19 protein-coding genes are annotated in these 21898 nt (G+C 71.7%); 14 read left to right on the forward strand and 5 right to left on the reverse strand.

Annotated features, from left to right (window positions below; genetic code table 11):
* Positions 1-19: 19 nt before the first annotated feature.
* The 7 genes from OG417_RS52830 (at position 20) to OG417_RS52860 (ending at position 7237) form a co-directional block, all read left to right on the forward strand.
* Positions 20-916 carry a shikimate dehydrogenase family protein gene (locus OG417_RS52830; RefSeq protein ID WP_329247064.1) on the forward strand — a complete coding sequence of 299 codons (897 nt, stop codon included), beginning with the start codon at positions 20-22 and terminating at the stop codon, positions 914-916.
* The gene (locus OG417_RS52835; RefSeq protein WP_329247067.1) at positions 913-1851 is read left to right on the forward strand and encodes a phosphotriesterase family protein; all 939 of its coding nucleotides are present in this window, start codon (positions 913-915) and stop codon (positions 1849-1851) included. The genes OG417_RS52830 and OG417_RS52835 overlap by 4 nt, the downstream gene beginning before the upstream one ends.
* 111 nt (positions 1852-1962) lie before the next feature.
* Complete coding sequence (locus OG417_RS52840) at positions 1963-2721, forward strand: GntR family transcriptional regulator (protein WP_329247070.1); 759 nt, start codon at positions 1963-1965, stop codon at positions 2719-2721.
* 77 nt (positions 2722-2798) lie between these two features.
* Positions 2799-3566, forward strand: a complete 768-nt coding sequence (locus OG417_RS52845; RefSeq protein WP_329247072.1) for a sulfite exporter TauE/SafE family protein — start codon at positions 2799-2801, stop codon at positions 3564-3566.
* Between the two features lie 276 nt (positions 3567-3842).
* On the forward strand, positions 3843-5033 hold the full coding sequence (locus tag OG417_RS52850; protein WP_329247076.1) for a cytochrome P450 family protein: 1191 nt from the start codon (positions 3843-3845) through the stop codon (positions 5031-5033).
* Entirely contained in the window at positions 5030-6193 is a 1164-nt protein-coding gene (locus tag OG417_RS52855) for an MFS transporter (protein ID WP_329247079.1), read from the forward strand. Before OG417_RS52850 ends, OG417_RS52855 begins: the two co-directional genes overlap by 4 nt.
* A gap of 183 nt (positions 6194-6376) precedes the next feature.
* Entirely contained in the window at positions 6377-7237 is an 861-nt protein-coding gene (locus tag OG417_RS52860) for a helix-turn-helix domain-containing protein (RefSeq protein ID WP_329247082.1), read from the forward strand.
* Positions 7238-7249: 12 nt separating this feature from the next.
* Here OG417_RS52860 and OG417_RS52865 read toward each other — a convergent pair whose 3' ends face one another.
* Together OG417_RS52865 and OG417_RS54770 are read right to left on the reverse strand one after the other, a co-directional pair.
* Entirely contained in the window at positions 7250-8068 is an 819-nt protein-coding gene (locus OG417_RS52865) for a YceI family protein (protein WP_329247085.1), read from the reverse strand.
* Positions 8069-8091: 23 nt separating this feature from the next.
* Complete coding sequence (locus tag OG417_RS54770; RefSeq protein ID WP_442875637.1) at positions 8092-10467, reverse strand: MFS transporter; 2376 nt, start codon at positions 10465-10467, stop codon at positions 8092-8094.
* 172 nt (positions 10468-10639) lie between these two features.
* Here OG417_RS54770 and OG417_RS52880 point away from each other — a divergent pair, with 172 nt between their 5' ends.
* Entirely contained in the window at positions 10640-11299 is a 660-nt protein-coding gene (locus OG417_RS52880) for a TetR/AcrR family transcriptional regulator (RefSeq protein WP_329247088.1), read from the forward strand.
* A gap of 56 nt (positions 11300-11355) precedes the next feature.
* Here OG417_RS52880 and OG417_RS52885 read toward each other — a convergent pair whose 3' ends face one another.
* Entirely contained in the window at positions 11356-12285 is a 930-nt protein-coding gene (locus OG417_RS52885; RefSeq protein WP_329247091.1) for an ArsR/SmtB family transcription factor, read from the reverse strand.
* Between the two features lie 92 nt (positions 12286-12377).
* Here OG417_RS52885 and OG417_RS52890 point away from each other — a divergent pair, with 92 nt between their 5' ends.
* The 3 genes from OG417_RS52890 to OG417_RS52900 all read left to right on the forward strand — a co-directional run bounded on the left by OG417_RS52890 (position 12378) and on the right by OG417_RS52900 (position 15314).
* Complete coding sequence (locus OG417_RS52890; RefSeq protein WP_329247094.1) at positions 12378-12881, forward strand: hypothetical protein; 504 nt, start codon at positions 12378-12380, stop codon at positions 12879-12881.
* Positions 12882-12996: 115 nt separating this feature from the next.
* Positions 12997-14796 (forward strand): chloride channel protein, encoded by a 1800-nt coding sequence (locus tag OG417_RS52895; protein WP_329247098.1) that lies wholly within the window; start codon positions 12997-12999, stop codon positions 14794-14796.
* 146 nt (positions 14797-14942) lie between these two features.
* Entirely contained in the window at positions 14943-15314 is a 372-nt protein-coding gene (locus OG417_RS52900; protein WP_329247102.1) for a hypothetical protein, read from the forward strand.
* 6 nt (positions 15315-15320) lie between these two features.
* Here OG417_RS52900 and OG417_RS52905 read toward each other — a convergent pair whose 3' ends face one another.
* Positions 15321-16544, reverse strand: coding sequence for a hypothetical protein (locus OG417_RS52905; protein WP_329247105.1), 1224 nt, complete (start codon positions 16542-16544; stop codon positions 15321-15323).
* A 267-nt stretch (positions 16545-16811) separates the two neighbouring features.
* Between OG417_RS52905 and OG417_RS52910 the strand changes: the two genes are divergently transcribed.
* Entirely contained in the window at positions 16812-18035 is a 1224-nt protein-coding gene (locus OG417_RS52910; RefSeq protein ID WP_329247108.1) for an MFS transporter, read from the forward strand.
* 10 nt (positions 18036-18045) lie between these two features.
* Here OG417_RS52910 and OG417_RS52915 read toward each other — a convergent pair whose 3' ends face one another.
* A complete protein-coding gene (locus OG417_RS52915; RefSeq protein WP_329247111.1) occupies positions 18046-19242 on the reverse strand; it encodes a low temperature requirement protein A in 1197 nt (398 codons plus the stop codon).
* Between the two features lie 200 nt (positions 19243-19442).
* On the opposite strand from OG417_RS52915, the gene OG417_RS52920 reads away from it, so the two are divergent.
* Both OG417_RS52920 and OG417_RS52925 read left to right on the forward strand, forming a co-directional pair.
* Positions 19443-20303 (forward strand): hypothetical protein, encoded by an 861-nt coding sequence (locus OG417_RS52920; RefSeq protein ID WP_329247114.1) that lies wholly within the window; start codon positions 19443-19445, stop codon positions 20301-20303.
* A 126-nt stretch (positions 20304-20429) separates the two neighbouring features.
* Complete coding sequence (locus OG417_RS52925) at positions 20430-21764, forward strand: family 43 glycosylhydrolase (RefSeq protein ID WP_329247117.1); 1335 nt, start codon at positions 20430-20432, stop codon at positions 21762-21764.
* Positions 21765-21898: the final 134 nt, after the last annotated feature.

The following is a 21898-nucleotide window of genomic DNA, read 5'->3' on the forward strand; positions in this document are numbered from 1 at the left end:
CGCCACCGGCGAAGCCGTCATGGAGTTCATCGGGGTGAGCACCGGCGGATCGTCGATCATGCGCGTGTTCCCGGAGTGGGCGCGCGTTCTCGGCCTGCCCACCGCCCGCCTCATCGGGCACGACGTCCCGCTCGACGCCGCTCCGGACCGGTACCGCGCGCTGGTCGCCGAGATCAAGGACGACCCCCACCGGCTGGGCGCGCTGGTGACGACGCACAAGATCGCCGTCTACCGGGCGGCGGCCGACCTGTTCGACGAGATCGACGAGTTCGCCGCCCTCTGCGGGGAGATCTCCTCGATCTCCAAGCACGGCGGCCGGCTCATCGGGCACGCCAAGGATCCGATCACCGCCGGGCTCTCGCTGGAGGAGTTCCTGGCGCCGGACCACTTCGCGCGGACCGGCGGCCACGTGCTGTGCCTGGGCGCCGGCGGGGCGGGCACGGCGATCGTCTGGTACCTCGCCCGCCGCGCCGACGCCCCGGAACGGATCGTCTGCACCGACGTCTCGGCGGACCGCCTCGCCGGGCTCCGCGACGTGCTGACCCGCGGCGGGCTGGACGACCGTACGCTGGCCGGCCACCGCGTCGAGGGTCCCGCGGACGCGCTGCTGGCCGAGCTGCCGCCGGGCAGCCTGGTGATCAACGCGACCGGGCTGGGCAAGGACCGGCCGGGCTCACCCCTGAGCACGGACGCCGTCTTCCCGGCCGGCGCGCTGGTGTGGGAGCTGAACTACCGCGGCGAGCTGGACTTCCTGCGGGCCGCGTGCGCCCAGCGCGAGCGGGCGGGGCTGACCGTCGTGGACGGCTGGCGCTATTTCGTCCACGGCTGGTCCCAGGTGGTGGCGGAGGTGTTCGACGTCGAGCTGACCGGGCCGACCGTCGAGGAGCTCTCGCGGGTCGCCGCGCGGGTCCGATGATCAGAACCGTACTCGGCGACCTCGCACCCGCCGACCTCGGCCGTACCGACTACCACGAGCACCTGTTCCAGGTGAGCCCGCTGCTGCCGGGCGACGAGCTCGACGACGAGGCGCGGAGCGGGGCGGAGGCGGCCGAGCTGCGTAACGCGGGCGTGGACGCCATGGTCGAGGCCACACCGGCCGGGCTCGGCCGCGACGCGTTCGCGGTCGCCCGTATCGCCCGCGTCACCGGCCTGCACATCGTGCTCACGACCGGAGCGCACCGCCGCGAGCACTATCCCGGCGATCATCCTCTGCTCGGCATGGACGCCACCGCGCTGGGCGCGCTGTTCACCGCCGAGCTCACCGAGGGCGTACGCGACGACGCCGCGCCGACCGTCCCCCGGCCGGACGCGCCGCCCGCCGGTCTCCTCAAGGCGGGCATCGGCTACTGGTCGATCGGGCCGTTCGAGCGCCGGGTGCTGGCCGGCGTGTCGGCCGCGCATCGCGCCACCGGCGCGCCGGTGATGGTGCACCTCGAACACGGCAGCGCGGCGTTCGAGGTGCTCGAGTCGCTCGCCGGCCTGGGAGTGCCCGCCGACCGGGTCGTGCTCGCCCACGCCGACCGCAACCCCGACCCCGGCCTGCACGCCGAACTGTGCGCGACCGGCGCCTACCTCGGCTACGACGGCATGGCCCGGCACCGCTCGTGGCCCGACTCGACCATCCTGGACTGCCTGGTGCGTACCGCCGAACTCGGCGGCGCCGACCGGCTCCTGCTCGGCGGCGACGTCGCACGGCGGACCAGGTACCGCGCGTACGGCGGCATGCCCGGTCTCGTCTACCTGCCCGCCCGGTTCGTGCCGCGCCTGGAGCGGACCGCCGGCCCCGGCCTCGTCCGGCGGGTCCTGGTGGACAACCCCGCACGGCTGTTGGCGTGGAGCCGGCCGCGCTGAGGGGTGGCGGAACCCTTTCTCGTCGGCCCAGAACCTCCTGGTCACGCGTTAGTGCAGGTCAATGTGGGTGGCGTAACTCTGGCGTAATGTGCTGTGACTAGTGTCGGGCCCATGGAGACGGGTCCTGCGGTGTCCTCCCGGCCCCGCGCCGAGCGAGCACGGCGAGCCGCCGACGTGCTGCGACAGCAGATCACCAGCCAGGCGTTCGAGGGCGGCAGGCTGCCCGACGAGCGCATACTCGCCGCGCAGCTGGGGGCCTCGCGCAACGCGATCCGTGCGGCCCTCGGGCTGCTGCGCGCCGAGGGACTGATCACCCGGCGGCGCGGGGTCGGCACCGTCGTGGCCCAGCAGCGCTACGGCCACAGCCTGGACCGGCTGGCCGGGCTGGCCGAAACCCTGGTCGGCCGCGGCGAGATCACCAACGAGGTCCGCGCCGCTCACCCGGTCGCCGGAGTGCCGGACGCCGTCGCGCGCCGGTTGGAGCTGCCCCGCGACGCGGGCGCGGTCTACCTGGAGCGACTCCGTCGGCTCGATGGCGAGCCCCTCTCGCTGGACGCCACCTACCTGCCCCTGGACATCGGCCGCCCGCTGCTGGAGTGCGAGCTGACCGACCAGGACGTCTTCGTGCTGCTGGAGCGGATCAGCGGGCAGCCGTTGGGCCGCGCCGACCTCGCCGTGCACGCGATGACCGCCGGTGCGGACACCGCGGCCCTGCTGGGCATCCCCGCCGGGGCGGCCGTCTTCGCGATCGACCGGCTCACCCGGCTGGCCGACGGGCGTCCTGTCGACGCCGAGACCGTTCACATCCGCGCGGACCGGCTCGTCCTGCAGGCCACTTTGCACCGCGGCGCCGTCCCCTCGGCGCCCTGACCCGTCGTCGTCGACTCTCCCTGGAGGTCTGTCGTGGTTCCCCCACGTCTTACGCATGCCCGCACGGTGACGCCCCGGTGAGCGGCCTGGAGCCGCCCACGCTCATCGCGCTCGCCGTACTCGGGCTGGTGGCCGGCGTCGGGATCACCGCGATCGGCCCCGGCGGAGTGCTGGCCACCATCGGCCTGTTCGCCCTGACCGCTCTCACTCCCGCGCAGGTCGCCGGGACCGCCATCGTCACGCACGTCGCGACCGGGGCGCTGGCCACCGCCGCCTACACGCGTTCCGGGCACCTCCGCGACCCGCACACCCGCCGTACCGCGCTGACGCTGGCCGCCGCCGCGGTCGCCGGAACACCGCTGGGCGTGCTGATCAACAGCGTCGTCTCCGGGCAGGCGTTCGGCATCGTGCTCGGCGTCTTCTCCGCGGGCATCGCCGCGCTGGTGTGGTACCGCGACCGCCGCCCGCGGGCCGACCCGGCGGGCCATCACCTCCGCACCGGAGTGGTCGCGGCCGTGGGCTTCGGTGTCGCTGTCGCCAGCGGCCTGGTCGGCGTCGGCGGCCCGCTCCTGGCCGTCCCGCTGCTGGTCACCCTCGGCGCCCCCGTACTCTCCGCGCTGGCCGCCGCCCAGGTCCAGTCCGTGGTCATCGCCGGTGTCGGCACGCTGGGCTACCTCGCCGCCGGCGCCATCGACTGGCCCCTCGCCGCCCTGGTCGGCGTTCCGGAACTCGCCGGAGTCCTGCTCGGCTGGGTCATCGCCCGCCGCCTGCCCGCCCGCACGCTCAAGTACGCCCTCATCGCCAGCCTCATCGGGCTCGCCCCCTACCTGGCCCTCCACGGCTGACCGGCGCGCGAAACGGCCCACGGCTCGATGCCGTGGGCCGCTCGCCGGGTTCTTAGTTCCTACCGTGCCAATGGCTGAATACGGCGATGTCAGGCGCGCGCCCGACGCGTCAGCTCACGCACGGCGTCACCACGGCCCGCGACCATCCGCCCTGACTCCCATTTCTGGCAACCGTTTTGGCCGAACGGTGTCACATCTCGGCGCGTTGCCACACCACGCGCGATCGGGATACCGTCATCATCTGGATGATGTGAACGTATGACAGGAGCATCTGAAATGCTGGAGATCGATCTGAGCGACGCGGCGGTCGCGCGGGACCCCTTCACCGCGTACGGACGCGTCCGTGAGCAGGCGGCCCTGGCGCGGCTCCGGGTCCCCGGCCTGGACCCGTGGTGGGTCGTGACGCGCCACGAACCGGCGCGCGCGATGCTGTCCGACCCGCGGCTGGAGATCAGGGCCGACAGCTTCATGCGGCCCGACGTGCCCGACGACTGCCTGCCCTACATGCGCACCATGTCCGAGATGAACGGGCCGGAGCACGCCCGGATGCGCACGCTGGTCGCCCCGGCGTTCACGCCGCGCAGGGCCGCCGGGTTCCGGCCGCGGATCGAGCGGATCGTCGAGGGACTCCTCGACGACGTGGAAGAACGCGCGGCCGATGACGGGACGGTCGACCTGCTGCCGCACTTCACCCGTCCGCTGCCGATGGACGTCATCTGCGAGCTGGTCGGCGTCCCCGGCCCCGACCGTCCGCGCTGGCGCGCGTACGGCGCCACCGTCGCGGGCGGCGCCGGCCGTGCGTTCGCCGAGGCCATCCCGGGCATCATGGACGGCGCCAAGGCCGCCATCGCCCGCCGGCGCGCCGAGCCCGGTGACGACCTGCTCACCGACCTCGTCACCGTCCAGGCCGAGGACGGCGACCGGCTCACCGACGCCGAGATGGTGACCCTGGTCTGGCACCTGGTCCTCGCCGGTCAGACGCCCGCCAACCTCATCGCCAACGCCGTCGTCGCCCTGCTGACCCACCCCGGCCAGCGCGACGCGCTGCTCGACGATCCGGACCTCATGCCCGGCGCGGTCGAGGAGCTCATCCGCTGGTGCGGCCCGACACTGCTGTCGATCCCGCGTTACGCGCGCGAGGACGTCGAGCTCTGCGGCGTACGGGTGCGCGAGGGCGAGGCCGTGACCGCCGCCGTCGCCGCCGCCAACCGCGATCCGCGCGTCTTCCCCGATCCCGAACGCCTCGACGTCACCCGCCCGAAGGGGCCGAACGGGCATCTGGGCTTCGCCCACGGACCGCACTTCTGCCTCGGCGCCTCGATCGCCCGCGTGCAGACGCAGGTCGCGCTCGCCGCACTGCTGCGCCGCCACCCCGGCCTGACACTCGCCGCGACGCCGGAGGAGCTGCGCGCCCCCGACCCGGGCACGTGGCGCCTCACCGCGCTCCCGGTGACCCTCAACGCGTGACGACGCTGCTGGCCGGGGTGGCGGTGTTCACGCTCGCGTCGGCGGCGTGCGCCCTGGCACCCACCACCGGCGTTCTGGTCGGCGCGCGCGTCGTGCAGGGGGTCGGCGCGGCGGCGCTGCTGCCCGCGACGCTCGCGCTCGTACCGCACCTGTTCGCCGAGGCCGACGCGCGGGCCCGCGCCACCGTCTTCTGGGTCGCCACCGGGGCGATCTCGATGGCGGTGGGACCGCTGGTCGGCGGCGTACTGATCGACGCGGTCGGCTGGCGCGCGATCTTCGTGCTCAACCTGCCCGTGGGCGTGGTGGCCACCCTGCTCGTCCGGGCCGGCGTCCCCGAGACGCCCCGGCACACCCATCCCGTGGACCGGACCGGCCTGGTCACCGCCGCCGCGACGCTCGCCCTGCTCACCGGCGGGCTGATCGACGCCGGGTCGGCGGGCTGGGCGGCACCGGCGACGCTCGGGCTGCTGGGCGCCGCCGTCGTGGCCGGGGCGGCATACCTGATCACCGCGCGGCGCGCCGCCCATCCGATGCTGCCGCCCTCATTCTTCGCCCTGCGGGTCCGCGCCGCGGCCGTCGCCAGCGCCGGCCTCATGGGGTTCCTGTTCTACGGCGCGCTGTTCGTGATGTCGCTGTACTTCCAGCAGATGCGCGGCTGGTCCCCGGGGGCGTCCGGCGTCGCGCTGCTGCCCATGACCGTGGGCAGCACGATCGGCCCGCTCGTCCCGTACCGCCCGCTGGCACTCCGGTACGGACACCGCGCCCTGCTGCTCGGCGGCTTCGCCTGCTGCACCGCCGGGATCGCCACGCTGGCCGGCGCCGGCACGCGCGCCCCGTACGCCGTCCTCGCCACCGGCCTGCTGCTGATCGGCGTCTCGAGCACCATGGTGTTCTCCGCGCTGACCTCCCTGCTGATCGAGAACGTCCCGACGGCGCAGTCCGGCCTCGCGTCGGGCGTCCAGAACACCCTGCGGCAGAGCGGCGCCCTGATCGCCGTGGCCGTGCTCGGCTCCCTGCTGAACACCTCCTCCCCCGTGTCCCGCCTCCCGGCGGCGTCCGCGGCCCTGGTCGCGGTCGCCGTCATCGCGGTGACCCTCGCCGCCGGCAACCTCCGCACCGCGGACGCTCCGCTGGAGCCCGCAGCGGCTGCCGGCTCGTGACCTCGGAAATGCCCTCCGCCCAATCGGGTTGGGACCGTACGAAAGAAATCTTGCGAAAGGAGTGAATTATTCTCACCCGGGAAGGCCGGAATCGAACCGGCTCCAGGGCTCGGGCGCGCGATGCGCCGATCAGGCGATTCACCGGGGCCACGAGTGGCATATTGGGTCTCATACCGCACGACAATGAGCGGAGCTCCTGTGTCTGTAGAACATCGCGAACCGAACATCAACGCGCGCCGACTGGGGCTTTACTTACGGACAATTCGGGAATTCCTTGAATTGTCGTACGACGAGGCGGCGGTTCAGATCGGATGCCGGTCGGACTGGCTGGTCCGGGTGGAGACCGGGTTCGAGTGGCCTTCACCCGTCGAGGTGGAGCGGATGATGGACCGCTACCAGGTCCGGGGCTCCATGGTGGCCGACGTGGTGATCGATCTGGCGTCCCGCCCGAACGGCCCCGAATGGCTGAGCGCCCACGCCGAGCGGTTGAAACCCTCCACCCGCGACGTCCTCCTCATGGAGTCGGAGGCCTCGGTCATCCGCACCTACGGCGTGCTGACCGTCCCGTACCTCGCACGCGCGGAGGCGTACGTCCGCCACATCGCTCCCCGCATCGACCCCGACTGCGACGTGGACGCCGAATGGGACCTGCTGGACAGCCGCCAGCGCCACCGCCCCGGCGGCCGGCGGCGCGACCTCGACGTGATCGTCGACGAGGGCGCGCTGACCCTGCAGCTCACCGAGCCCGAGGTCATGGTCGACCAGCTGCGGCATCTCCTCGATCTGAGCCTGCGCCCGGACACCACGGTCCGGGTGATCCCGCGGGCCGCGCCGTTCTACGAGGCGCGTGCGAACCCCTTCGACCTGCTGGAGTTCCCCGAGGTCAGCGACCGGCTCGCGCTCGTCCACAGCGCCCTGGGCACCCATTTCACCACCGTGGACCTCACCGACACGTGGAACCGCATCGAGGAGGGCGACGCCGTCTCGCCGGAGGAGAGCCGCGCTCTCATCCGGCGTCTGATCGACGAGCTCCCCCAGGGGTAGCGGAAACGGTGGTCACGCCTGCGGTAGAGATTCGCCCTGCACCGCCTGGATGTCGAGTTCCACCTTCAGCGTGGTGCCGACCATCGCCATCCCGGTCTGGAGGACCTGGTTGTAGTTGATCGCGAAGTCCTCGCGGCGCAGCTCGGTCGTGGCGCGGAAGGCGGCGCGGACGCCGCCCCAGGGGTCGGGGCCGGTGCCGAGGTAGGTGAGGTCCAGGTCGACGGGGCGGATGACGCCGCGCAGGCCGAGTTCGCCGTGGACGGTCCAGCGGTCGGGGCCGGCCGGGGTCAGGCCGGTCGAGTGGTAGGTGATCTCCGGGTACTGCTCGACGCCCAGGAAGTCACCCGTCCTGAGGTGGTCGTCGCGCATGCCGTTGCGGGTGTCGATCGAGGCGGCGCGGATCACCGCCTCGACCCGGGACTTGTCGGCGTCGGGGGCGACCTCGATGCGTCCGCCGAAGTCGGTGAAGTGGCCGCGTACGCTCGACAGGCCCAGATGCTGGGCCACCGCCGCCACCGAGGAGTGGGCCGGGTCGATGGTCCACGGCCCCGGTGGGGGCAGTTCGGCGCCGCCCTGGCGGCCGAGCACGATCTGGCCGAGTTCGGCGCGCCCGCTGCTGGTGACGAGCGCGGTGGACGCGGCGGGTGTGTAGCCGGGTGCGGTGACGATGACGGTGTAGCGGCCCGGGGTCAGGGGCGCGTCGTCGGCGACGGTGCCCTCGGCGTCGGCCTCCGCCCGCATGATCTGCGTGCCGGTCATGTCGGTCACCGTGAGCACCGCGTTCGGCACGGCCCAGCCGTTGCGGGCGCGAACCCGCGCAGTGAGTGACATACGTTTCTCTTCTCTTCTTCTGGCTACTCGTCGCCGGGGGTGAGCTCGAGGTCGTGGCCGTCGACGTCGCCGCCGGTCACGACCACCTCGGCGGACTGTGGCCGGTATCCGGTCGCGACGACGGTGTAGACGCCGCCGTCCAGGTCGGCGAAGGCGTATTCACCGTCGAGGCCGGTCGTGGTGGTGGCGACCACGTTGCCTGCGGCGTCCACGATCGTCACGCGTGCGTCCCTGAGTGGTGCGCCTCCGCCGCGGATGGTGCCGCGCACCTGCGCGCCCGGCTGGAGCCGTACGTCGACGCGAGCGGTCTCACCGCTCTCGATCTCGACGGGCAGGGCCAGCGGCCGGTGCTTGGGCGAGTTGACCGCGAGGGTGACGGTGCCCGGTGTCAGGTCGTCGACGGTGAACTCGCCCAGCGCGTCGGTCTGCCCGGTGGTCAGGACGTCACCGTGGGCGTCGGTCACGACGATGACCGCTCCGGCGACCGGTGTCCCGCTGTCCGCGGCCCGCACCGTACCGGCCAGGCCGCTGCCGCTCCCGAGCAGGATGTCGTACCGCATCGGCGTGTCACCGACGACGATCGTCGAGGCGTGGGGCTTGTGGCCCGCCGCCGAGGCGATGAGGAAGTACGAGCCGGCGTGGGGCACTCCGATGCCGTACGAGCCGTCCCCCTGCGCCAGCGAGCGGCCGAGCTGCCGGCCGCCCAGCGAGATCAGCGTCACCGCGGCCCCGGTCACGGGCGTGTTGTTCGCGCTGTGGACGCGCCCGCCGACCAGGATCCCGCCGCTCGCGCCGTCGCCCGGAACGGCCCCGGCGGAGGCGAAGGCCGGCGCGGGCTGCGCGTGCCTCGGAGCCCCGCCGCCGGCCTGCGGGAAGCCGTCCATCCCGTTCGACGCCGCCGCCATGGGGGCGGCCATGGCCGGCTCGGCGGGCCGGAACGGCTCCGCCTGCTGGAACGACGCCGCGGGCGCCGCCGCGGTGGCGGCGGCCCGCCGGCGGCCGGGCAGGAACATGGCGAGCAGGAAGGCGAGGACCGCGGCGCCACCCGCGATCGCCATCACGGTACGGAAGCCGTCCAGGGAGGGCAGGGCGACGTTCCCGAAGGTGTTGGTCATCTTGGCCAGGATGGCGCCGGCGACCGCGCTGGAGATCGACGTACCGAGGGACCGCATCAGGGTGTTGAGGCTGTTGGCGGCGGCCGTCTCGGACGCGGGCACGGCGCCCATGATGAGCGCGGGCATCGCGCCGTACGCGAAGCCGATGCCGGCGCCGATGACGCAGGAGGCCAGGATGAGCTCCCAGACGGCGTGCAGCAGCACGATGTTCAGCCCGTAGCCGACGGCCACGATCAGGACGCCGATCATCAGCGTCACCTTCGGCCCCATGCTCTTGGTGACGATGGCGGACAGCGGTGCCATGGCCATCATCACCAGGCCGGTCGGGGCCAGGACCAGGCCGGCGTGCAGTACGGACTGGCCCAGGCCGTACCCGGTGGCCTTGGGCAGCTCGAGGATCTGCGGCAGGATCAGGGACGTCCCGAACATCGCGAACCCGGTGGCCACCGACGCGAGGTTGGTGAACAGCACCTGGCGGCGCGCGGTGGTGCGCAGGTCCACCAGCGGCTGCCTGGCGCTCAGTTCGAACCAGCCCCAGAGCAGCAGGACGACGACGGCCGCGGCGAACAGCCCGAGGGTCGTCCGGCTGGTCCAGCCCCAGTCGGCGCCCTTGGAGATCCCCAGCAGCAGGCAGACCAGGCCGGCCGCCATGCCGATGGCGCCGAGCAGGTCGAAACGCCCGCCGCTGCGTACCGCGGACTCGTGCACCAGGAGGAGGACGAGCAGGGTGACGACGACGCCGAGGCCGGCGGAGACCCAGAACAGCGTGTGCCAGTCGTAGTGGTCGGCGAGGAGCGCGGCGGCCGGCAGGCCGAGCGCGCCGCCGACGCCCAGAGAGGCGCTCATCAGCGCGGTGGCGCCGGCGAGCCGCTCGGCGGGGACCTCATCGCGCATGATGCTGATGCCCAGCGGGATCACGCCGGACGCCAGGCCCTGGAGGACCCGCCCGACGATCATCGGGGTCAGGGAGTCGCTCAGCGCGCACACGACCGATCCGACCACCAGCATGACAAGGCTGAAGAGCAGCAAGAGGCGCTTGCCGTACATGTCGCCGAGGCGTCCCATCACCGGGGTGGCGACGGCGGCGGCCAGCAGCGTGGCGGTGACGGCCCATGCGGCGTTCGACGCGGTGGCGTGCAGCAGGCGGGGGAGCTCGGGGACGATCGGGATCACGAGCGTCTGCATCAGCGAGACCACGATCCCGCCGAAGGCGAGGACCGCTACGACGACGTTCGCCCGCGGCGGGGCGGCCGCCCCCGGCGCGGGGGGCTGGGCGTGGGACATGGGTCGAGCCTCCGTACGTATGTCCAGGGGTGCCGATGCGGCGGAACTCGCGTCGATCGCTCGGCTCACGAGATGCGGAAACCTCCATCGGCGAGCGTGCCCGATGCTCGCTTTTAAATCAAGTGATTGACTTATGATAGCGGAAGAAGGTTGCGACGGTGAGGAGACGACGATGGCGAGCGGAACGGCACGCGCCGAACGAGTACAGGCGACGCGAGAGGCGATCCTGGCCGCGGCCGAGCGACTGTTCGCCGAGCACGGGGTGTTCGCCGTGTCCAACCGCCAGATCAGCGAGGCCGCCGGGCAGGGCAACAACGCCGCCGTCAACTACCACTTCGGCACCAAGACCGACCTGGTCCGCGCGATCGTGCGCCGGCACAGCGAGGCCATCGAGCGGATCCGCGTACGGATGGTGGCCGAGGCCGCCGGCTCCGACGATCTCCGCGACTGGGTCGCCTGCTTCGTACGCCCGAACGCCGAGCATCTGGCCACGCTGGACAGCCCCACCTGGTTCGCCCGGTTCGCCGCACAGGTGATGACCGATCCGGAGCTGCGCGAGATCATGACCGCCGAGTCGCTCACGTCACCGTCGCTGAGCCGGGCCGTGGAGGAGACGAAGCGGTGCCTTCCCGAGCTGCCCGCCGAGGTACGCGCCGAACGCGACGAGATGATCCGCCAGCTGATGATGCACGTGACCGCCGAGCGTGAACGCGCCCTGGCCGACGGGCGCCCCACCGCCCGCGCCACCTGGCACGACGCGGCCACCGGCCTGATCGACGCGATCGTCGGGCTGCTGCAGGCGCCGGTCACCTCGGCGCACGACGACTCCTGAGCGGCGCCGCGCCAGGTCACGCGAGCACCGGACGGAACCATTTCGTCCGGTAGGTCTTACTCCGCGTTGAGCAGGCGCAGGCCGAGCGGCGTGATCAGATGCGTGACCGCCCTGCCGGTGCGGCGTGTGACGACCAGCCCGCCGCGGCGCAGGGTCCGGGCGTGTTCGGACGCCGACGCCCCGCTGATCCCCAGAGTGCGGGCGAGCTCGGAGGTCGTCCGTGGCGCGGTCAGTACGCGCAGGACGGCCGCGCGGGTCTGGCCGAGAAGCGCACCCAAGCCGTCGCCGGCCTCCGGTTCGATCAGCGGCAGGGGAGTGAGCGCCGGATAGACCAACAGCATCGACCCGTCCGGATGGACGTTGGTTCGCGGGCCGCCCGTCCAGAACGGGGACGGCAGCAGTGTGAGGCCGCGTCCTTCCAGCAGCCGTTCGCTCTCCCACGGCGCGTTCAGCTCCAGCGTGGTGCCGTCCCACCGGGAACCAGGGCAGATGCTGACGAGGGCCGCTCGCAGCCCTTCCCCGGACAACAGCATCCGCCGCCATGCGACGTCGGCGTGGAAGCTCGCGCGGATGCGGGTCCACTCCGCTTCGATGAGGCCCTCGTACGCGCCGCGAAGCGCGCGCTCCAAGGTGCGCCAGGCGTCGCGATCGCGGTCGATCAACCCCTTCGTCCAGAGCGTGGGCCGACAGCTCCGGGTGAGTTCCGCGTCCACGTCGTCGCGCGAGGTCGACAGCACTCTGTCCAGGCCGTCATCGAAATCCTCGCTGACCGGGTCGAGGAAGAGGGGCCCGCCGGCGGTGGGCGGGATCAGTTCGAAGAGCGGCCTCGTGCTGCGAGGCAGCCGGATGCGGCGGGCCCAGCGCGTGAACACGGCGTCGTCGCGTTGGAGCGCGGCGACGGCCATGCCCAACTCCAGCAGCGGGGCCGGGTCGGAGGCGACGCGGACCCGCAGGAGGTCCTCCGCCGTGAAATGAATTCGGAGCACTTCGGCCTTTCGCTCTACACCGAAACCCTCGCACGTGACGGCGCTTGCTCTCAATGATGCGCGATACCACGAAAGTTGACGGAAGGATGGCAATGCGCCGTACGTTCACCATCGCCGCGGTCGCCGCATCGGCGGTGGGTCTGCTCTCCTCCGCCGCGGGCGCGGCCGGGACGGGCGACTGGCACCCCGCTCCGAGCGAGCCGTTCGTGACCTCCGGAGTCTGCTCCTTCACCATGAAGGGCGACATCGTCCGGGACACGACCGAGGCACGGACCCTCTCCACCTACCCGGACGGCTCGGTCGAGGTGGAGGAGGCCCGTGGACCTCTCGCGATCCGCTTCACCAACATGAGCACCGGCCGCTCCGTCGTACGAGACCTGTCCGGTCATGGCATCATCCATTACTTCCAGGACGGCGGCAGGGAGTATCGCCTCGACGGCGGGGGAAGCGTCCCCGTCCGCGTCGACAGCCCCGGCTTCCCGCAGGGCTGGTACATCCTGCACGGGAGCTTCACGGTCGTCGGGCACACCGACGGCACCCGGATCTTCAGCGACGTGCACGCCACGGTGGAGAACCTCTGCGAGACGCTGGCCTGACTCCGCCCTGAAGGCGGGTCGCGCCGGCGGGACATCGTGATCGCATTCTTCCTGGTTGGCGACATCCTGAGGAATGTTGCATAATGCAATTGTGTCCCCCCGCAATAATCTCCCTGTGTCCGCATGCCCTGCCTCCCCCACCGACGACGGACGCGGGCCGATCCGTACGCGGAGAGGTCTCGCGTCCGTCATCACAGGTCTGCGGGAGGCCCCGTCCGGGCTGCTGGTGACGGCACTGGTGGTGGGCGCCGGCGCCGGGCTCGGCGCGATCGTGTTCCGCTGGCTGATCGTGACCTTCACCCACCTGTTCTCCGGACACGCCGACTACTCGGCGGCGGGACACGCGTCCAACTCGCGTCTGCACTGGCTGGGGCCTTGGTTCGTACTGCTGGCCCCGGTCGTCGGCGGCCTGCTGTACGGCCCGCTGGTGCAGCGGTTCGCGCGCGAGGCACGCGGCCACGGGGTCCCCGAGGTCATGTTCGCGGTGGCCCAGCGCGGCGGACGGATCGCCCCACGAGTCGCGGTGGTCAAGTCCCTGGCCTCGGCCCTGTGCATCGGATCGGGTGGCTCGGTCGGCCGTGAGGGCCCGATCGTGCAGATCGGCTCCGCCCTCGGCTCCAGCATCGGCCAGGCCCTGCGGCTGACCGAGAACCGGCTCCGCGTCCTGGTCGCCTGCGGCGCCGCCGGCGGGATCGCGGCCACGTTCAACGCGCCACTGGCCGGCGTGTTCTTCGCGATGGAGCTCATTCTGCGCGACTTCACCGCGGAGTCCTTCGGCGCGGTCGTGCTGGCCAGCGTGACCGCCAGCGTCGTCGGCCGTGCCGCGCTCGGTGACACCGCGTTCCTGCAACTGCCCGCCTTCCACGTGAGCCACCCGGCCGAGTACCTGCTGTACGCCGGTCTGGGAGTGCTCGCCGGAGCGGCCGGCGTGGGCTTCACCCGCGTCCTCTACCTCGTCGAGGACCTGTGCGACTGGGCCTGGCGTGGCCCGGAATGGCTCCGCCCGGCCGTCGGCGGGCTCCTCCTCGGCGGTCTGCTCCTCGCGCTGCCCCAGATGTACGGCGTCGGCTACCCCGTCCTGGAGAACGCCATCGGTGGCCGGTATCTCGTCGGCTTCCTGCTCCTTCTGCTGGTCGGCAAGGCGCTCGCGACCAGCCTCACCATCGGCATCGGCGGCTCGGGAGGCGTCTTCGCGCCCAGCCTGTTCATGGGCGCCATGGCCGGCAGCGCGTACGGCATCGTCGCGCACCATCTGGCCCCGGGGCTCGCCACCTCCCCCGGCGCGTACGGGCTGGTCGGCATGGGAGCGGTGTTCGCCGGAGCGGCCCGCGCGCCGATCACCGCGGTGATCATCATGTTCGAGCTCACCGGTGAGTACTCGATCATCCTGCCGCTCATGCTCGCCATCGTCCTGGCGACCGTCGTCAGCCGCGTGCTGACCGGCGACACGATCTACACGCTCAAACTCCGGCGTCGCGGCGTCTACCTCGACTCCCCGGAGCCGGTGAACCCGCTGGCCACCACGCCGGTCGCCGAGGTGATGGAGCCGGTCCCCCCGTCGCTGCCCGACACCACCACGTTGGAAGATGCGGCACGCCTCCTGGTCATCTCCGAGCACGGCGTCCTGCCCGTGACCTCGTCCGACGGCCGGTACTGCGGCACGGTGACCGCCCGCGCCGCCGCCGAGGCGCTCACCGACAGCGACCGCCCACCCGCCACGATCGGCGAGCTCGCCGAGTTGCCCACCCCCGTCATCGCCCACGACGCCCTCGCCGACGCCCTGCACGTACTCGTCAACACGCAGGGAACGGGTGTTCCCGTACTGGGCGACGACAAGACCGCCGTCGTCGGCTGGATCGCCCATCAGACGATCCTCAACTCGCTCCGCGGGCAGGACGCCGCGCACCGGGGCTGATGGTCCTCCGCCGGTCCCTCCGGTTCGGGTCCGAACTGGGGATATAACGCCCTATCCAGTGCACTGACGGCAAAGAGCGAGTAATCATCGGCGCCCCTTATCACCCGCGCCCGTGATCATCGTTCGGGCACGGGTATCACGCCGGTGTGCACCGCGACATGAGCCATCACCGCGCCCCGGGCCCGTTCATCCGGATGGCCCGGGGTGCACTGGTCGCCACGGCCATAGTCGCGCCGGTCGCCCTGACACCGGCGACCGGCGCGAGCGCGGCTCTGACTCCCACCAGAGGAGGAGGGGGGGCCGGCTCCGCCGACAGGAACCACACCATCATCAGCCGCTCAGGGAACGGGAAGTTCAACAAGAACATCTTCGCTGTGAACGATCCGTCGATCATTCGCGGCCACCAGAACGTTTCCAACCAGAACATCGGCGGCCAAACCGCCACGCAGAACGCGATCTGCAAGTGGAAACGTACTCATTGCAAGATCAACCAGCGGATGCTCGTCCGGGACCCGTGACGTCACTCACCAGGTGATGCCGTCCAGGGCGAGGACGGCGCCCTTCTCGGACTGGCCGACCTGCAGGCCGATGGCGAGGACCGAGACGCCGGGGACGGTCCAGGTGATCTCGCGCCAGCCTCGGTGGGCGGACAGCGAGACCGCGGCGCCGGACACGAAATGGTTGTGGTAGCCGGTGTCCTGGACGAACGGCGTGGCGGAGCCCGGCGACCGCCCATCGGTCCAGACCCGGTACGTCACGACGGTGCCGCCGTGCACGCCCGGCGGATGGTCGACTCCGGTGGCCCCGTAGTCGGAACCCTTCACGGCCAATCGGAGCGCGTGCGTGCCCTGATAGGCCGGGTCCGAGGCGACACCCGCGCTGAGACTGTCGTCGCCGTAGAAGATGCTCCAGCCCTGCCTGCCGCTCTCGAACCCGTAGCGAACGGCGGACACCGCTCTGACCGGTGCGTCCTTCCGCGACGCCGTTCCCCCGGAGCCCGGAGCGTCCGGCCCGGCGGTGTCGCCGCCGTGACTCTTCGGACGGTCGCGACCGGAACCCCCGTGGTCCGGAGACGTCTTGCCGACCGGAGAGACCGTCACCTGGCTCGGACTGGCGGTGACGGTCGCGGTCGCCCGTGGACCGGGCGCGGCGTTCGGCGGCGCCGCGTGGTCGTGGTCGAGAGCCAGGAGGACCGCGGCGGCCGCGGCCGCCACCGCCACCGTCCCCGCCGTCCACGCGACGCGTTTCCTCCGGTCTCCCGCCGTCGCGACAGGCGCCCCCTGCTTCTCGGACACCGCCGTCGGCGGATCCGCGTCCGCGTTCTCAGGCCGCCCGACGGCCGGGCCGTCCGAGCGGGTCCGCGAGTCATCGCCCGACGTGGCAGGTACGGCCGGGGCGTCATCAGGGGCATCGGCGGACGTCTCCGACATCAGGGCCGCATCGTCGGCTCCGGCGTCGGTTTCGGCGTCGGGGGAATCTCCGGGGGTGTTCTGGGCCGGCGGATCCGCGAGACCGGGAGCGTCCTGCTCATCTCCCGTATCGGTGACCGCGTCGGCCTGGAGCTCGCCGAGGACCTCGGCCGCCGGTCTCCCCATCTCTCCGGCCAACCTGCGCAACCGGCGAGCCTGGACGCGGTGAGTACGGCTGCAGTAGCGCCGCACCGAACCGTCTTCGGTCGGCTCCACCGGCCGCTCACAGCCCGGCAGGGCGCATATCTCCGGCGGTTTGGCGTCATCCTCAGCGGACATGGCGGGCCACCTGAATAGGAGTCACCGATCGATCCTTTACCAGGTCATTTGATCGTGATTTACGTGGCGGTGAGCATTTTATTGGTCAATGCCCACGCACGCGGCAGAACTTCGCTGTTTCCGGAACAGAGATTGGGACAAATGCGTACGCAGCGCAGAACTTAGAGCATGTGGCCGTGCGTTCCGTAGCGCCAGAACGCGCATCCGCGAGCCTCCGGACTATGGTGCCGAGGGCCGTAGAGAAGCCCGTACCCGTGGAGAGTGGACATGGCCCTGTCGCGCGCGCTGGTCCGACTGCTGGCGCTGACCTGCGGCGTCACGATCGCGAACATCTACTACGCGCAGCCGCTGGTCCACGGCATCGCCCACGATCTGGGGACGGCCCAGTCCTCGGCCGGTGCGCTCGTCACCGCGACGCAGCTCGGGTACGCCGCCGGGCTGCTGCTGGTCGTGCCGCTCGGCGACATCATCGCCCGCCGGCCTCTGCTCACCACGTTGCTGGCGGTCGACGCGGTGGCGCTCGCGGCCACCGCCTTCGCTCCCGGGCTGGGCATGCTGAGCGCGCTGGCCGTGCTCATCGGCCTCTCCTCGGTCGTGGTGCAGATGCTCATCCCCTACGCCGCCACGCTCGCCGCTCCCGACCAGCGTGCCCGGATCATCGGCACGCTCATGGGCGCCCTGCTGCTGGGCATCCTGCTCTCCCGTACGTTCGCCGGTGTCGTGGCCGGCGCCGCCGGATGGCGCGGCGTCTACGCCGTCGCGGCCGGGCTGATGGCCGTCACCGCGATCACGGTGAGCCGCGTATTGCCGGCCGATGCCCGTGAGGTCGGGATCGGCTACCTCGCCCAGATGCGCGCCGTCGTACGGCTGGCGCGGCGCGAGCCGGTGCTGCGCCTGCGGTCGCTGGTCGGTGCGGCCCAGTTCGCGGCGTTCAGCTGCTTCTGGACCACGGTGACGTTTCTGCTGTCGAGCCGGTCGTTCGGCTACTCCCAAACGGAGATCGGGCTCTTCGCGCTGGTCGGCGCGGCGGGCGCGGGCTGTGTGCTCTTCGGCGGGCGGCTGCTGGACCGGCACCGGAACCTGGCGTGGCCGGTCACCGGCGTCGCCCTCGTCCTGTTCCTGGGCTCGTTCGGCGTCCTCGCCGCCGGCACGTACGGGCTGGTCTGGCTGGTCGTCGGCGCGCTGCTCATGGACGCCTGCAGCCAGGCGGTCCACGTGACCAACCAGGCGGTGCTCTACGACCTGGTGGACGGCGCCCGGTCCCGGATCACCACTGTGTACATGACCGTCTACTTCGTCGGCGGAGCGCTCGGCACGACGGCGGGCACGGCGTCGTACGACCGCTGGGGCTGGGGCGGCGCCTGCGCGACCGCGGCCGGGTTCTGCGTCCTGGCGCTGCTCGCCTGGTCGGCCGCCCACCGGCACGAGCGGTCCGTGACCTCCGGTGCCGCGGAACCTCGCGCGGAGGTCGCCCGGGACGGAGCGCGATGACCCGCAGGCCCTACGCCTCCGGCCGGCCCCGCCCGGCGGCGATGGTGACGGTGACCAGCAGGACGCAGACGACGGCGATCGCCGCGACCACGGTGGCCGAGCCGATCGCCGGCGCCGCCAACGGCAGGAGGGCGACGGCGGCGACGCCGCCCACCACCGCACCGGGGTTGATCGCCCCCTGCGGGGCGAGGGGCGCCTGCACCAGCCGCAGGAGGGCCAGGAAGACGACGACGGGGATCGCGACGGCATAGCAGATCGCGCGGGACGACGGCTCGATCTCGTGTCCGGTCTGCTCGACGGCGACTTCCAGCCCGGCGCCGAGGGCCGCGAGGCTCGCGAAGATGGCGTAGTGGCCGTACCCCCACAGGTACGACCGGTCGCGGCGGTCGCGGAGGCCTTCGCCGGCCGGGGCGAGGAAGTAGATCCACCAGAGGGCGAACAGCAAGGCCAGGCCGGACAGAGCAATGGTGACGAAGGAGCCGCTGATCGCGGTCTCGCGGAGCGCGCCTTCCACTCCCCGGGCCACGGCGAGGACGCTCTCACCGAGCAGGATGATCACGAACAGCCCGTAGCGCTCGGCGATGTGGTGCGGGTGCCAGTTGGTGGACCTGGCGCGTTCCGCCCACGGAGGCACCAGCAGCTCCAGGGCGTCCAGGCAGACGAACAGCGGCAGCCGGACGGACGAGGCGTCGCCGAAGAAGAGGCGGAGCACCCAGCCCACCTGCACGGCGGTGATGCCGGCGGCGTACCGCAGCGCGGTGCGCCGGCTCGCCCGGTCCTCGGCGCCGGCCCGCAGCCACTGGACGACGAGCGCGATCCGCATGATGAAGTAGCCGAGTGTCACGGCGCGGTAGTCGGAGTGGTCGAACGCGGCCGGCACGCCCGCGGCGAGGACGAGCACGCCGGCCATCTGCACCATGGTCAGCAGCCGGTACGCGACGTCGTCGGTGTCGTACGACGACGCGAACCAGGTGAAGTTCATCCACGCCCACCAGATCGCGAAGAAGACCTGGAGGAACGGCATCAGCCGGCTCAGGCCGTGCCCGTCGGCGACGCCGTGCGCGAGCTGGTCGGTGATCGCCGCGACCGCCACCACGAAGGTGAGATCGAACAGCAGCTCCAGCGGGCTCGAGACGCGGTGAGGCTCGTCGATCGGGCGCGCGCTCATCCGGACCCAGATCCGGCTTCTCGTACGGGCTGACGGCACGCTCACACTCCTGTCGTCATCGGGCGGTGCTGTCTCCGGGACAGGCCAGTCTTCAGGCCGGGGACGCCTCGACGCCAGGGGTGCGCGCGCCGACGCTTAAGGATCTCTCGCACTGAGGACGCGTCACGCGAACTCATGCGGCATGATGCGTCTGGGTTGATCGAAAGCGGAGCGGCGCAGTCATGGGCTTGAGAGACCGAGTGGGCGACGTCAGGCGCGCGGCCGGCGCGGGCCTGGACAAAGGTTGGGAAGCCGCGAGCGCGGGCCTGGACAAAGGTCGGGAAGCCGCGAGCGTGGGCCTGGACAAGGCCGCGAGTCTGGACAAGGAGGCCATCCAGGCCGCCGGCCGGGGCGCCGTGGCGACCGCCAGACAGGCCGACGACTGGGTCCTGGAGCAGCTCAAGGCCGTCCGGCCGCCGACGCTTCCGCTGACCGAGACCTGGAAGCTGTCGATCGGCGGGATCGTCGCCGCTCACCCGAAGGCACCCCGCCTGACGGGTCGGCTCCTCGCCCCGCTCGACAGGTTCGGCGCGATCGAGATCGGGCCCGACGAGATCGGGTTCGACGGCGACACGGCCGGATGGGACAGGGTCACCGAGATCCGCACCCGTAACCTCTCCGAACTCGCCGTCGGCGCCTTCTGGAACTTCGCGATCGACGATCTGCGCAACCGGCTGCCTCCGGTTCCGGGCCGCAAGTGGGCGGTCACCAAGGTTCTCCAGGTTCTGCTCGCCATGACGGTGGACCTCGAGAAGCAGGCCGAGAAGGCCGAGGAGGAAGACGGACCGCGACCCGTCGCCTGCGAGATCATCCATCGCGGGCGCATCCAGCGGAACAAGGAGATGACGACCGGCCTGTTCTCCGCGCTCGCGCTGTGCTCGCTGCCCCAGGTGGGCGAGGCCCTGGCGGCCGCCGCCACCGAGCGGGGAATCCCGGTCGTGCCCGCCGAGCCGTACCCGCACGTCTCGACCAACGAGCGCGTGCTGAGAATGCGCCGGCAGCGCGAGGCGCTCGCCGCGAAGGCCCACGAGCTGGAGAGCGCCGCCGACGAAGAGGCCTGACCGGGTACGGTCAGGCCTGTCTCACAGCCGCTGGCTTTCTGTCGTCTGTTCACTGTCGGAATAACCCTCAGTAGCGTCCCCTGGGGCCGGGCACGGACGCCCGCGTCATGGAGGAGGTCGTGACTGATGACTGGTTCCGACAACAGATCGCATGTCGGTCGGCGGTCCTTGCTGGCCGGTGCGGCCGGCCTTCTGGGAGCGGCGGCGCTGCCCGCGACCGCGGCGCGGGCGGCACAGGTGGCCCCGGCGGAGGTCGGGTCGGCGCGGCGGTACCCATCGAACTGGCCCGGCCTCGAGCCCTACGGTCTCGCGGACACCCGGCTGGACCTGTGGCCGCGTGAGGACAACTCCTTCGTCCTCCCGCTCGCGCCGCGTCCGAGAGACGAGGAGCTCGGCCGGGTCTGGATGCGGGACACCTACGTCAACTGCTTCGTCTCACACGGTCGTCCGATCTATGTCGCCACGGGCACCACCCGGGTGCCCGGGCTCGACGCGGCCGCCCCGTGGAACGACGGCATCTTCGTCTGGGTGTCTCCGTCGCTGCGCGGGCCGTGGAGGCTGGCGGACACCACCGGCATCCGGCCCGGCGCCGAGAGAGGCAAGGTGTGGTCGCCGGAGTTCGTCGACGAGAACCGGCCCGGACGCACGGTCGTCGCTCCTTGGCAGGAGTACTGGTACGACGACCGATTCGGCAAGCGCGGCGAGGTCTGGGCCCCGGAAGTGCACTACTTCCGCGGCAGGTGGTACATCGTCGCGTGCATGGGCGACCACTCGCGGAAGGTCGGTTCGTTCATGCTCGTGAGCGAGGGCGGGGTCGAGGGCCCGTACCGGCTCGTCGAGGGCAATCTCGAGAAGCCCTTCGGCGATTCTTTCGTCGGGGGACCGGCGTTCGTCGAGCCCGGCGCCTACCACCACATCGACGGCAGCCTCTACAGCGAGGGCGACGACGCGTGGCTCGTGCTGCACCACCACCTGTACGCGAAGTTCCGGGACGACATGGAGGACATCATCCCGGCGAAGAACCTGCCGACGTTCCAGGAGACGCCCTACTCGCCCGAGCCGTACCTCGAGGGCGTGTACGTGTTCAGGTACGGGGGCAAGTACTACCTCCTCCAGGCCGCCTGGGACCGGACGTCGGCCAATGCCGACGGCAGCACGCGATACGCCTACGACCCACCCGGCCCCGGCCGCGTGCAGTACCAGTACGACATGGTGGCCGCCGTCTCGGACAACTTCGAGGGACCGTACTCCGAACGGTGGACGGCGGGAGTCGGCGCCGGTCACAACAACCTCTTCGTGGATCACCGCGGCCAGGTCTGGTCGACGTTCTTCCGCAACCCCAACTTCGGCTACTGGGCCGACCCGTCGCGCATCGCGGACACCGCCGTGCCCGGTGTCGTGCGGGTGGAGTGGACCGGCCCGGAAGGCGATCGTCTGTACGTCGAGCGCCGTCATCGGTGACCCCGGCCTTCTGCGTCACGTCCCGCCCGGCCTGCGGCGACGCCATGGTCCAGGCGCCGGGCACACGGCCGGCGCGGCCGGGCGGGTGGGACGGCGCGGGCTGCGCCGATGAATTCTGGCGACACCACGTCGTA

Origin of the sequence: Actinoallomurus sp. NBC_01490, from assembly GCF_036227085.1 — a bacterium.
GTDB lineage: Bacteria > Actinomycetota > Actinomycetes > Streptosporangiales > Streptosporangiaceae > Actinoallomurus > Actinoallomurus oryzae.